Origin of the sequence: Candidatus Brevundimonas phytovorans (assembly GCA_029203145.1) — a bacterium.
In the GTDB taxonomy this organism is placed as follows: Bacteria; Pseudomonadota; Alphaproteobacteria; order Caulobacterales; family Caulobacteraceae; genus Brevundimonas; species Brevundimonas phytovorans.
The window spans coordinates 1,554,581-1,567,250 of record CP119309.1 but is presented as its reverse complement, the minus strand read 5'-3'; the positions used below and the strand labels follow the sequence as shown (position 1 = coordinate 1,567,250).

The window sequence follows — 12,670 nt, the reverse complement described above, 5'->3', positions numbered from 1 at the left end:
CTCCGAACAGGGCCGGGTGGCACAGGGCAGGCGACAGGATCCGCTCGACCGTGCAAAAGGCGCCGGCGCGGTCGTCGACCGTCAGATGAGGACGCTCCATGCCGAAGGTCGATGACACGGTCCATATCCGCTTTTCCATTCGCGGCATGTCAGGCCCTGTCTGGCAGACCAACGCCGTGATCGCCTCGGTGAGCGGCACGTCGCTGCTTCTCGACGGGCTGGATCGCCCGGCGCCGGCTGAGAAGTCCGAGCTGAAGCCCGCGGGGCCGGGGCGCTGGACCCTGGACTGGGAGGTTCGGCGCCGGCCCTGACGCTCTGTGACCGCTTACGGCCTGTCGTCGTCTTCTGCAGCCGCCTGTCCGGCCAGACTGTGACGGCGTCCATAGGCCAGATAGAGGGCCACGCCTGCCAGGTTCCAGATCAGGAACCAGAGCTGGGTCTTCTGCGGCAGGCTGGCCAACAGGTAGAGACAGCCAGCAATGGCGATCGGTCCCACCACCCAGGCCAGGGGCGTGCGGAAACCGCGCGGCGCGTCGGGTGCGCGACGGCGCATGATCAACATGCAAAGCGCCACGGCGCTGAAGGCGACCAGGGTGCCGGCGTTGGCCAGGGCGACGATCTCATCCAGGGGGAAGAAGAGAGCGATGGCCCCCACCACGGCGCCCGTGAACAGGGTGATTCGCACGGGCGCGCCGCGAGACGTGACCTTGGACAGGCCGTGCGGCAGTAGGCCGTCGCGCGCCATGACGAAGAAGATGCGGCTCTGGCCGTAGAAGAAGGCCATGATGACGGTCGGCAGGGTGATGACGGCGGTGACGGCCAGGAAGTGGGCGGCGCCGGGTTGGTTGATCTCGCGCAGGATGAGAGCCAGGGGCTCGGGGCTGTTGGCGAACCGCGTGAAGGGCGTGGCCCCCAGGGCGGCGAGGGCGATCACCGTATAGATGGCCGCGCAGGCCAGCATCGAGCCGACGATGCCGATGGCCAGGTCGCGTTTGGGGTTTCGGGTTTCCTCAGCGGCGGTGGCGATGGCGTCAAAGCCGTAGAAGGCCGAGAAGATGATGGCGGCGGCGGCCATGACGCCGCGCTCGATCCCGTCGGCGCCCATGTTGCGCGCAAAGCCGTAGGGACTGAAAGGCTCCAGGTTGGCGGCGTTGAAGTGGGGCAGGGCGAACCAGACGAAGACGGCCAGGGCCGACAGCTTGATCGCGACCAGCACCATGGTCAGGCTGGCGCTCTTGCGCGTGCCGGCGATCAGCAGACCGGCCACCACCGCGATGATGAAGAGGGCGGGCAGGTTGGCTACGCCGCCAGCGTGGGGCGCCTGCATCAGGGCCATGGGCGCGCCCAACCAGCTGTGCAGCAGCGGCGCGGCGTAGCCTGACCAACTGACGGCCACGGCGCTGACCACCAGGCTGTATTCCAGGATCAGGCTCCAGCCGATGATCCAGGCGATGACCTCGCCCATGACCACGTAGGAATATGTATAGGCGCTGCCCGAGGCCGGGATCATGGTCGCCATCTCGGCATAGGCCAGGGCCGCGCAGGCGCAGACGAAGCCGGCGATCAGGAAGGACAGCAGGACCGCAGGGCCGGCCTTGTCGGCGCCGATGCCGATCAGGGTCAGGATGCCCGTGCCGACAATGGCGCCGACGCCCATGGCGATCAGGTGCGGCCAGCTCAGGGTGCGGGCCAGGGCGGCGCCGTCCTGGGGCGTTGTTTCGATGCGCTTGCGGGTGTTCCAGCGGCCCATGCGGGGCTCCTGATCAGGTCGTGAAGGTAGAGCGGCGAGCCGGGGAAGGCCCCATCACAAAAGGCGGAGGGCCTGTGACGCCAGGCTCCCATGAAAAAGGGCCGCCGGATGAACCGGCGGCCCCTCTCGGTTTCAGATCAAACCGATCAGAACTTGAAGCTGGCCCGCAGCAGCAGGGTGTAACGGACGTAGTCTTCCAGCAGTTCGGCGTCGCCGGTGATGGCCAGCATGCCCAGATCGTTGCCGATGTTCAGGCGGAAGCCCAGGATGGGGCCGCCGCCCTCGATGCTGGCGGGGTCCAGGGTGAAGGCGTCGCCGCCCGAGGCGAAGCGGGCGATGGTCGTGCCGGCGTCGACCGAGAAGTTCTGACGCCAGCCGAGGCGAACCTCGGGGCGAATCCAGCCGTTCTGGCCGAAGCCATAGCCGATGTTCACGGCGGCGACGCCGGAGAAGATGTGGCTGTCGCGGTCGTCGATCTTGAGGTCGAAGCCGTCGCCGCCGCCCAATTCAGTGCGGGCGTCTTCGCTCAGCGAGAAGTACTCGCCGTAGATTTCAGGACGAACGTTCAGACGGCCGAAGTTGCGCTCGTAGGAGGCGCCGCCGGCGGCCGCCAGGGTGAAGCCGTGCCAGTCGGATTCGTTCTTCAGATTGATGCCGTCAGCGACCAGCTTGCGGGTTGCGTTGAACGAGGCGTAGCCGCCCGCCGCCCGCGCCCAGGTGGTCCAGTACTGGCCCTGAGCGCGCCAGTAGAGACCCAGTTCGAGCAGGTTGGCCGACAGGACCTCTTCGGCGGCGGCCTCGGGGTCTTCCAGGTCGGAGGACGTGAAGGCCGCAGTCAGGCCGATGGCGCCCATGTTGGTGCCGCGCTCGACGCCGCCCGCGACGCCGAAGCCCTCGGACCGGAAGCCGTAGGAATCGGTCTTGTCCTTGTCGGCGTAGAAGTTGATTTCCTGCACCCAGGCGCTGGTTTCGCCCGGCGCAGCCGAGGCGTTTCGACCCGTCAGGGCGCGGGTGACGGCGTCGACGCCGCTGGCCAGAGACAGCAGGGGACCGCCCGAATGGTCCGGCAGCATCTGCTCATAGATATCGAAGAAGCCCTCACGGCCGGTCTGGCTGAGGATGGCGTTGCGAATGGCCTCGTTCTGGCCCAGGGCGCCATAGATGGAGTCGTAGGCAGCTGATTCCACGCCGATCATGCCGGCCTCTTCGGCCGTGATGCGGCGGGCCACGACATCGATCTTGCCGTTGGCGATCTGCGCGGTGTCGGTGCTAACGACAAAGGCGTAGGGCGAATTCGACTGCAGGGCGTTCGGGTCGATGGCGCCGTCGGTGATGTTGAGCGTGTCCGCGTCAATCAGGGTGAAGCGGCTCTCGCCCGTGGGGTTGATCAGCGAGTTGAAGCGGACGCCCAGGCCGGCGTTCGCCGAAACCGTGGCCGTGCCGTTGACATTGAAGCCGCCGGAGGTCGCGTTTGCGGGATCGAGGGTCACGATCAAGGCGCCGTCGGCGCCGACGTTGAGGCCGGTCACGTTCAACTGGCCTGTGTGGCGAGCGTCCAGCGTGCCCTTGGAAATGTCGATGTCCAGCAGGCCGTCGGTGTCGGAAAGCTTGCCGGTCACGATTGCGCCGCCGGAAATGCTCAGGATGTCAGCGCCGGCGCCGAAGCTGATGTCGCCAGTGACCGTGCCGTTGCGGATGTCCAGAACATCGGCCCCTGAGCCCAGCCGGATCTCGCCAGTGATCAGTGGTTCCTTGCCGTCCGGCACGCCGTCGTTGTCCGCATCGGGCAATTCTGTGTCGGGAACGACGACGCCGTCCTGGATAAACGTGACGCCCGTCGTATTGGCGCTGAGATCGACGGCGATAGCCTCGCCGGTGACATCGACACCTGCCGTAGGCGAAATTCCGGTGGCGATCATGCCGGTGTTGCGGAAGCTGGTGACGGTTCCAGACTCGTCACGGAAGGCGACGGCGTCGCTTTTCGAGCCGCCGACGCCAGCTGTCACCTGACCGGAGTTGTCGAACGACGTCACATTGGCGCCGGACTGAATCAGGACGCCCGAGACGGTGTTTTCCGCATTGGTGACGCCGGTGGACTGAATGGTTCCAGTGTTGACCAGGGCCGGTACAGAGGCGCCGGCTCCAATAAGAACAGCTGTGCTGTCGGCGTTGACAGCGCTGGCGCCGATTGCCCCCTTGTTGAAGACGCCGCCGGCAACCGCAACGGACTGGCCCGTGCCGCCGATCTGCAAGCCATGAGCAGCAACGCCGGAATAGAGCCCGATCCCTTCAATGGAGCCGCGGTTGATGACGCCGTAGGCGTTGTCGCCTGTTCCTACAGCTCCCAGGGTGATGGCGTCGGCGGCGGAGCCGATCAGAACTGCAGGCGCGCCGCCAAGCGATTTGATCGTCGCGGTTCCTTCAGAGACGTCCGGGAGGCCGTCGCCGTCGCGATCAGTATCCTCTCGGTTCTTGATGCCGTCGCCGTCATCATCCTCGTCGCCATTCTTGACCCCGTCACCATCGTCGTCGCCGTCCACGCCGCCGATCAGGTATTGAGGCCCGGTATCGAAGAGTACGCCGCCGGTCACGTCGCCGGCGATTCTCACCGCCGGGCCGCCTTGAAGCAGGTCGTCGGCATCAAGCTCGTCCAGATAAAGGGCGTCGGCGTTGGCGCCAGTCTCCGGTCGGGCGGGTGGGGGAGTGGTATACCGATAGCCGGAGCTGCTGATCGCCCCCTGAATTTTCACAGCGCCCTGCACGTCGCCATCCAGGGCGAGGCCGACTGCGTTCTGCCCCTGAGCGCCGATGCTTCCAAGAATAGCGACGTCGCCGGTCACAGGGCCCGTGACATGAACACCAAACGAATTTTCGCCGCCAATACTGATGGTTCCCAGGCTGGTCAGCTTGCCGACGAGCGGCGCCTCAATGGCCACACCTGCCGAGTTATTGCCCTCGACCTTGATGGACCCGCCGGCTTCAATCAGCACATTGCCGGTCAGAGGGGCGGCGCCGGAGATGCGGATGCCGTAGCGATCCGTGCCTTCGGCGAAGGGGCCGTCCAGGTCGCCGTCCTTGTCGGTGTCGGTGTATTCAGTGATGGCGTCGCTGATGTCGATGGCGCCGCCGACGGTGACGTTGGCGGTGTTGCCGCCCTGGACCAGGATGCCGGTCGCACCGTTGGCGGCCTTCTCCATCTTGATGGAGGAGCCGGCGTCGAGGTCGACATTATGGCTGGAATTGACGGTGACAGCCGCACCGCTTGTGACGGCGATCGATCCGCCCGAGGCGAAGCGAATATTGTCGGGCGCGGTTCCCGTGGCGGTCGCGGTCGAGATCGGCGTGGTGCGCGCGGTCGAGATCACGGTCTCAGGCGTCGGCGTCGTTTGCGCCTGAACGCCGGCAGCGGCCATCAAGGGGGCGATCGCCACAGCGGTCGCGAGCAGAATACGCATAAGTTAGAAACCCCTCGTGGACACACGCGCAACGACGTCAGCCGTCCGTCTATCAGGCTCGGCGTCGCCATGCCCCAAATTTCTCGAATTTGAGGCGATTGCAAGGCCCGGCGTAGGCAGCCTCAGGTGAACGGCGCCTGAATGTCGTCGTTTTTGAGCGCCCGCGGTGCCTTGTGGAAAAGGACGCTTGAGCGCAGCCGTTTCCGGGGCTAGGGGCGATTCATGGTGAGTTCCAAACGTCATCCGCGCATCCAAAGCCGGTCCGGTCGCGTTGCGGCGTCGAGATCTGGAGAGACCGCCTCAATGACCATGAGCGATATCGATGTTCAGGAAGGCGAACTGCGCCTGATCCCTGGATTGGACGAAGAAGTCGCTGAAACCCTTAGGATCCTTAAGGCCTCGACCGCCGACCCGCGTCCACGGCTGGTGGACACCACCATGTTGTTCGCCCCGCGTTCGGGCGGAGTGAAACGCTATCTGCTGTCCAAGAAGGCCTGGCTGGAGGCGAATCGGCCCTCGGTCGCGCACACTCTGGTGGTGCCCGGAGCTCGGCATAAGGCGGGTGCGGACGGCATCGTCCAGCTTCATGCCGCCAAGCTGCCTTTCGGCGACGGCTATCGCTGGCCGAGCTCGGTGCGTCGCTGGGGCGCCTGGGTCGCCTCGATGAACCCGGCCGTGATCGAGGCCGGCGATCCCTACACGCCGGGGCAGGGCGCGCTGGAGGCTGGTCAGAGGGCGGGCTGCCCGGTCGTCGGTTTCTGCCACTCGGACCCGGCCGGTCTGGCGGCCCTGCATTTCGGCGAATGGGCCAAGAAGCCGGTCGAGAAGCGCTGGGCCAAACTGTTTTCGCAATTCGACCGCGTCGTCTCGCCCAGCCGCTTCATCGCGCGGCGTCTGGAGGAAGCGGGCGTCGGCGGCATCGTGATTCGCCCCCTGGGGGTCGAGGTCGACACCTTCCGCCCGGATCGCCGCGATCGCGACTGGTTGCTGAAGAAGCTGGGTCTGGGCGCGGACGCCCGCCTGCTGTGCTTCGCAGGTCGTCCGGCCAAGGAGAAGAACGTCGACGTGCTGATCGACGCCGTGCAGCGGCTGGGCGCGCCCTATCATCTGGTGCTGGTCGGCGCAGGCGCAGGGATGCCGCCCGAGGATCGCGTCATCTCCCTGCCCTATGAGAAGGACCCCAAGGCCGTGGCGCGGATCATCGCCAGCTGCGACGCCTTTGTTCACGCCAACGACAAGGAACCGTTCGGCCTCATCGTGCTGGAAGCCATGGCCTGTGGCCGCCCGGTCGTGGGCGTCAACGCCGGCGGCGTGGCCGAGACGGTCGATCAGAGCGTGGGGCAGTTGGCGGCGTCCGCCGATCCAGCGGACTATGCCGAGGCCATCGAGACCCTGTTCGAGCGTGATGTGGAGGCCCTGGGCCAGGCGGCGCGGGTCAAGATGGTTGAGCAGTTCGCCTGGAACCGGGTCTTCGAGGACCTGTCGATGCTCTATGGCGAACTGAGCGGCCGGCCCGAGTTCGTCATGCCGCAGGAGGTCGCGCCGCTGAACTAGCGGCGTGACGTTCGGCGCACGCGAAAGCGCTTGGCGGCGTTACTGATGATATAATGATATCAGCGGGGGCGGTGTGCGCCATTCCCTTCGCTGAAGAGAATGGCGCGAGTGACGGGACTCGAACCCGCGACCTCCGGCGTGACAGGCCGGCACTCTAACCAACTGAGCTACACCCGCGTTGCCCGCTGGGAAGCAATGCGTCCCGGCGAGGGGCGTCGTTTAGGCGGGCCGGCCGGTTACTGTCAAGCGATCCGACTGTGGATAAGTGGGAATATCGCGAGACCTCCGTTACTTGGCCGCTCCGGCGGCAGCCTGAGGCGGCGCCACGGGACCGGAGATGCCGCCATCCGCCGGCAGGTGTGAGGCGACGGCGGGCGGCGGGGGCTCGTAGTGGACGCCCACGCCCGGCCCGAGCGGCAGGTCCAACGCCACCCACGCCGCCACCATGATCAGGCCGGCGACGAGGAAGGCTCCAGCATAGGGCAGCATGGTGGCCATCAGCGACCCCAGACCGAACCGGGGATCCCAGCGCTGCGCGAAGGTCAGGATCAACGGGAAGTAGCTCATCAGCGGGGTGGCGATGTTGGTGACGCTGTCGCCCATGCGATAGGCGGCGGTCGTCATCTCGGGGCTGATGCCCAGCAGCATGAACATGGGCACGACGATGGGCGCCAGCGCCGACCACTTGGCCGAGGCCGAGCCGATGAACAGGTCGAAGACGCAGGACACCAGCACCACCACGATCAGCAGCAGGGGCTTGGGCAAGGCCAGTTCGCGCAATGACGCGGCGGCGTTGACCGCCAGGATGGGCCCCAGGCCCGACCAGTTGAACATGGCCACGAAGTGAGCGGCGAAGAAGGCCAGGACGATATAGGGGGCCAACTGGCTGATCCCCTCCCGCATCATGCGCACCAGGTCGTGGTGCGACTTGATCGAGCCGGAGCCGACGCCGAAGGCCGCGCCGGAACCGAAGAAGGTCAGAGCGAAGAAGGCGACCAGCGAACGATACAGAGGATTGTAGCGCTGGGCGGGTTCGGCGTCGGCGTCGACGAAGGGCGAGCCGGGCAACAGGGTGATCAGGGTCCACAGGGCGATCATGGACAGGATGGTCAGGCCCGCGAACATCAGGCCGCGCTTATCCATGCTGGAGAGGGGCTGCTTTTCCTCGGCAGTGGCGGGCGCGGCGGAGGAGGGGACCCAGGGGCCGAGGCGCGGCTCGATCACCCGGTCGGTCAGGAACCAGACGATGGGGGTGAAGACGAAGACGACGCCGACGATGAAGAACCAGTTGCCGGCGATGCTGACCGCATAGGACGGGTCGATCAGGTGGGCCGCGGGCTCGGTGATGCCCAGAATCAGCGCGTCGCTGGCGCCGGGAAACAGGTTGCCGGCGTATCCGCCCGAGACGGCGGCGAATCCAGCGGCCAGACCGGCCAGCGGATGGCGGCCCGCAGCGGCGAAGATGACGGCGGCCAGAGGAATGACCACGACGTAGGAGGCGTCGGAGGCGTGGTGCGACACCATGCCCGTCACCACCACGATCGGCGTCAGGATGAATCGCGGCGCGTTCAGAAGGGCGCCGCGAATGGCGGTCGAGAACATCCCCGTTCTCTCGGCGACCGAGGCGCCGTAAATAATTGTGATCACGATCCCCAGGGGCGGGAAATCGGCCAAGGTGCGCGGCATGCCGATGAAGAGCCGCTCCAGATTGGCGGGCGATAACAGGCTCTCGGCCTGCAGCACGTCGCCCGTCACCGGGTTGAGGGCGGACCAGCCCAGACCGGCGCCGATCAGGCTGAGCGCGATCAGGCCCAGGATCAGCCACAGAAAGAGAAAAACAGGGTCGGGCAGGCGATTGCCGACGCGCTCGATGGTGTTCAGCAAGCGGGCTGCCAGGCTCATGCTGCGACCTTGATTACAGAGGTATGGGAAAGTCGCCATTTACGCGTATGGGCCGTGCAACTGGCAACGGTGCGGGCTGCGGCAAAACGCGCGCAGGCTTGCGAACCATTCTCAACAAAAAACCTTTGCCGACATGGGTTTGAACCTGCCGAAGGTTGGGTCTAAGAAGCCCCGAATCCGCCCCCTCCCTCGGCGGGCGAGGCAGCTCGAATGAACGCATTTCTTCTGGAATACCTCCCGATCGTCGTTTTCCTGGCGATCGCCGCCGTCCTGGGCCTCGGCTTCATGCTGGCCGCCTGGGCTCTGGCGCCGAAAAACCCCGACACTGAGAAGCTGTCGGCCTATGAGTGCGGCTTCAACGCCTTTGATGACGCACGCATGAAGTTCGACGTCCGGTTCTATCTGGTGTCGATCCTCTTCATCATCTTCGACCTGGAAGTGGCCTTCCTGTTCCCGTGGGCGGTGTCGATGTTCGACCTGTCCACCGGCGGCATGGTCTTCGCCTTCTGGTCGATGATGGTCTTCCTCGGCGTCCTGACCGTCGGCTTTATCTACGAATGGAAGAAGGGAGCGCTGGAATGGCAATAATCGCGCCTTCGTCGCCCTTGGCGTCGCCCCTGGTCCCCGCCGGCTCCGCTGCGCGCTCGACCGTTGAGGGTTACGACCCCAAAATTCACGACAAGTTCTTCGAGGCGGTGAACACCGAGCTCGGCGAGCAGGGCTTCCTGACGACCTCGCTGGACGACGTCATCAACTGGGCCCGCACGGGTTCGCTGATGTGGATGTCGTTCGGCCTGGCCTGCTGCGCCGTGGAGATGATCCACCTGTCGATGCCGCGTTTCGACCTGGAACGCTTCGGCACCGCCCCGCGCGGTTCGCCGCGTCAGTCGGATCTGATGATCGTCGCCGGCACCCTCACCAACAAGATGGCTCCGGCCCTGCGCAAGGTCTATGACCAGATGCCGGACCCGCGCTACGTCATCTCGATGGGCAGCTGCGCCAATGGCGGCGGCTATTATCACTACAGCTACAGCGTCGTGCGCGGCTGCGATCGCGTGGTGCCGGTGGACGTCTATGTCCCGGGGTGCCCGCCGACCGCTGAGGCCCTGCTGTACGGCATCCTGCAGTTGCAGAAGAAGATCCGCCGCACAGGGACGATCGAGCGATGAGCGAACTGGTGCGCGTCGCGGAGCGCGAATCCGCCCTGACCCCGCTGGGAACCGAAATGGTGGCGGCTCTCGGTGTCGAGGCCGTCGTCGCCTATGGCGAGCTGACGCTGATCGCCCCGCGCGAGAACATCGTCGAGGTCATGGCGGCCCTGCGCGACCAATTCGGCTTCCAACTGCTGATGGACGCCTGCGGCGCCGACTACCCGGACCGCGCCGAGCGGTTCGAAGTTGTCTATCACCTGCTGTCGCTGACCCGCGCCGCGCGTGTGCGCGTCAAGGTCTCGACCGATGAGGTGAAGCCGGTTCCCAGCGTAACGTCCGTCTATCCGTCGGCCGGCTGGTTCGAGCGCGAAGCCTTCGACATGTACGGCATGATCTTCTCGGGCCACCCCGACATGCGCCGCATCCTGACCGACTACGGCTTCCAGGGGCACCCGCTGCGCAAGGACTTCCCGATGACGGGCTATGTCGAGGTCCGCTACGACGAAGAGCAGAAACGCGTGGTCTATGAGCCGGTGAAGCTGGCCCAGGAATATCGCAACTTCGACTTCCTCTCTCCGTGGGAAGGCGCTGAATACCCCGCTCCGGTCCTGCCGGGCGACGAGAAGGCGGGAGCCAAGTAATGGCTGTTGGCGAGAACACTCCGGCGACGGCCGCCCCCAAGGCGATCGACCCGTTCGAGGACTATGAAGACGGCCTGACCCCGCATGCGCGGGCGATGGACGACCGCAAGTTCACCATCAACTTCGGCCCGCAACACCCCGCCGCGCACGGCGTGCTGCGTCTGGTGCTGGAGCTGGACGGCGAGCTGGTGACGCGCGTCGACCCGCATATCGGCTTGCTGCACCGCGGCACCGAGAAGCTGATGGAGGCGCGCACCTACCTCCAGAACATCCCCTATCTGGACCGGCTGGACTACGTCTCGCCGATGAACCAGGAGCACGCCTTCTGCCTGGCCATCGAGCGCCTGCTGGAACTGGACGTGCCGTATCGCGGCCAGCTGATCCGGGTCCTGTACTCGGAAATGGGCCGTATCCTGAACCACCTGCTGAACACGACCATGCAAGCCATGGACGTGGGCGCCCTGACCCCGCCGCTGTGGGGCCACGAAGAGCGCGAGAAGCTGATGGTCTTCTACGAGCGGGCCTGCGGCGCGCGTCTGCACGCCAACTACTTCCGTCCCGGCGGCGTCCATCAGGACCTGACGCCGGAACTGGTCGACGACATTGGCCGCTGGTGCGCCGAGTTCCCGGCCAAGCTGGCGGACATCGAGAGCCTGGTCACCGAGAACCGCATCTTCAAGCAGCGCAACGTCGACATCGGCGTGGTGTCCAAGGAACAGGCTCTGGCCTGGGGCTTCTCGGGCGTCATGCTGCGCGGCTCGGACATCGCCTGGGACCTGCGCAAGGCCACGCCTTACGACTGCTATGCGGACCTCGAGTTCGACATTGCTGTCGGCAAGAACGGCGACTGCTGGGACCGCTATCTCTGCCGCATCGAAGAGATGAAGCAGTCGGTGCGGATCATGGAGCAGTGCATCCACAAGCTGCGCAACTGCCCCGGCGAGCCGGTCCTGACCGAAAACCACAAGATCACCCCGCCGCGCCGCGGTGAGATGAAGCGTTCGATGGAAGCGCTGATCCACCACTTCAAGCTCTACACCGAGGGCTTCAAGACGCCGGAAGGCGAGGTCTATGCGGCCGTCGAAGCGCCCAAGGGCGAGTTCGGCGTCTATCTGGTGTCGGACGGCACCAACAAACCCTACCGCGTCAAGCTGTCGGCCCCGGGCTTCCGTCACCTGCAGGCGATGGACTGGATGAACACGGGCCACATGCTGGCGGACGTGTCGGCTATCCTCGGCTCGCTCGACATGGTGTTCGGAGAAGTGGACCGATGAGCGTTCGTCGCCTCGCCAAGGAACAGCCTGAATCCTTCGCCTTTTCAAAGGATACGAAGGCCAAGGCTGAGTGGTGGATCAAGAAGTACCCGGAATCGCGTCGCCAGTCGGCGGTGATCCCGATCCTGTGGCTGGTCCAGAAGCAGGAAGGCTGGGTTTCGGAACCCGCCATCCGCGCCATCGGCGAACTGTTGGGCATGGCCTACATCCGGGTGCTGGAGGTCGCGACCTTCTACACCATGTTCCAACTGGAGCCGGTTGGTAAGGCCGCCCTGATCCAGGTCTGCGGCACCACCCCCTGCATGCTGCGCGGCGCCAATGAGCTGATGCGCGTCTGCAAGGAGAAGATCGGGCCCAAGGACGAACTGTCCGCTGACGGCCGTTTCACCTGGCAGGAAGTCGAGTGCCTGGGCGCTTGCGCCAATGCACCGATGGCCCAGATCAACGACTACTACTACGAAGACCTGACGCCCGAGACGATGGCCCAGATCATCGATGACTTCGCCGCCGGCAAGTCGCCGAAGCCGGGTTCGCGCGTCGGTCGTCACACGTCCGAGCCCGAAGGCGGCGCCAGGGTTCTGACGGACCCGACGCTGTACGACGGTTCGCGCGCCAAGAAGATCAAGTCGCTGCCGAACTCCAAACCGGTCGTCGAGAAGGCTCCGGCCTGATGACGCGACCGAACCTCGACAGCGATGAGGGCAGGGCGGCCTATCGGGCCGAACTGCGCCGAGTCGGCTGGCCCCTGCGTTGGGGCGGGCTGGCCTTGATCGTCATTGCCGCGGGCATGGTGCTGGCGGTCAAGGACGGCAAGTGGCTGTCGGAAGACCTGCTGATCGTCGCCTACGGCCTGCTGGCCGCTGGCTGGGCGATGGTCGTTACGGCTATTTTCTTGCGCACCCGCCACCACAAGCGCCGTCTGGCGGAAGGACTTTAAGGGCTC

The 12,670-nt window shown here is 65.6% G+C and carries 11 protein-coding genes and 1 tRNA gene; 8 read left to right on the top strand and 4 right to left on the bottom strand.

What is annotated here, in order from left to right; translation table 11 throughout:
• Nucleotides 1-98: 98 nt before the first annotated feature.
• Nucleotides 99-311, top strand: a complete 213-nt coding sequence (locus P0Y52_07520) for a hypothetical protein (GenBank protein WEK59378.1) — start codon at nt 99-101, stop codon at nt 309-311.
• A 14-nt stretch (nt 312-325) separates the two neighbouring features.
• On the opposite strand, the gene P0Y52_07515 is transcribed toward P0Y52_07520, so the two are convergent.
• Nucleotides 326-1,750, bottom strand: a complete 1,425-nt coding sequence (locus tag P0Y52_07515) for an amino acid permease (GenBank protein ID WEK59377.1) — start codon at nt 1,748-1,750, stop codon at nt 326-328.
• Between the two features lie 146 nt (nt 1,751-1,896).
• The gene (locus tag P0Y52_07510; protein ID WEK59376.1) at nt 1,897-5,205 is read right to left on the bottom strand and encodes an autotransporter outer membrane beta-barrel domain-containing protein; all 3,309 of its coding nucleotides are present in this window, start codon (nt 5,203-5,205) and stop codon (nt 1,897-1,899) included.
• A gap of 303 nt (nt 5,206-5,508) precedes the next feature.
• On the opposite strand from P0Y52_07510, the gene P0Y52_07505 reads away from it, so the two are divergent.
• Nucleotides 5,509-6,759, top strand: a complete 1,251-nt coding sequence (locus P0Y52_07505) for a glycosyltransferase (protein ID WEK59375.1) — start codon at nt 5,509-5,511, stop codon at nt 6,757-6,759.
• 100 nt (nt 6,760-6,859) lie between these two features.
• Here the strand turns inward: P0Y52_07505 and P0Y52_07500 are convergent.
• Nucleotides 6,860-6,936 (bottom strand) — tRNA-Asp (locus P0Y52_07500).
• Nucleotides 6,937-7,047: 111 nt separating this feature from the next.
• On the bottom strand, nt 7,048-8,661 hold the full coding sequence (locus P0Y52_07495; protein ID WEK59374.1) for an AbgT family transporter: 1,614 nt from the start codon (nt 8,659-8,661) through the stop codon (nt 7,048-7,050).
• Between the two features lie 210 nt (nt 8,662-8,871).
• On the opposite strand from P0Y52_07495, the gene P0Y52_07490 reads away from it, so the two are divergent.
• The 6 genes from P0Y52_07490 (at nt 8,872) to P0Y52_07465 (ending at nt 12,664) form a co-directional block, all read left to right on the top strand.
• A complete protein-coding gene (locus tag P0Y52_07490; protein ID WEK59373.1) occupies nt 8,872-9,249 on the top strand; it encodes an NADH-quinone oxidoreductase subunit A in 378 nt (125 codons plus the stop codon).
• Nucleotides 9,219-9,830, top strand: coding sequence for an NADH-quinone oxidoreductase subunit B (locus P0Y52_07485; GenBank protein WEK59372.1), 612 nt, complete (start codon nt 9,219-9,221; stop codon nt 9,828-9,830). The genes P0Y52_07490 and P0Y52_07485 overlap by 31 nt, the downstream gene beginning before the upstream one ends.
• Nucleotides 9,827-10,453: an NADH-quinone oxidoreductase subunit C gene (locus P0Y52_07480; protein ID WEK59371.1), complete on the top strand. Its 627-nt coding sequence runs from the start codon at nt 9,827-9,829 to the stop codon at nt 10,451-10,453. The genes P0Y52_07485 and P0Y52_07480 overlap by 4 nt, the downstream gene beginning before the upstream one ends.
• A gap of 95 nt (nt 10,454-10,548) precedes the next feature.
• Nucleotides 10,549-11,727 carry an NADH-quinone oxidoreductase subunit D gene (locus tag P0Y52_07475; GenBank protein ID WEK59457.1) on the top strand — a complete coding sequence of 393 codons (1,179 nt, stop codon included), beginning with the start codon at nt 10,549-10,551 and terminating at the stop codon, nt 11,725-11,727.
• On the top strand, nt 11,724-12,398 hold the full coding sequence (gene nuoE / locus P0Y52_07470; protein WEK59370.1) for an NADH-quinone oxidoreductase subunit NuoE: 675 nt from the start codon (nt 11,724-11,726) through the stop codon (nt 12,396-12,398). The genes P0Y52_07475 and nuoE overlap by 4 nt, the downstream gene beginning before the upstream one ends.
• Nucleotides 12,398-12,664: a hypothetical protein gene (locus tag P0Y52_07465; protein WEK59369.1), complete on the top strand. Its 267-nt coding sequence runs from the start codon at nt 12,398-12,400 to the stop codon at nt 12,662-12,664. The genes nuoE and P0Y52_07465 overlap by 1 nt, the downstream gene beginning before the upstream one ends.
• The last annotated feature ends 6 nt before the right edge of the window (nt 12,665-12,670 follow it).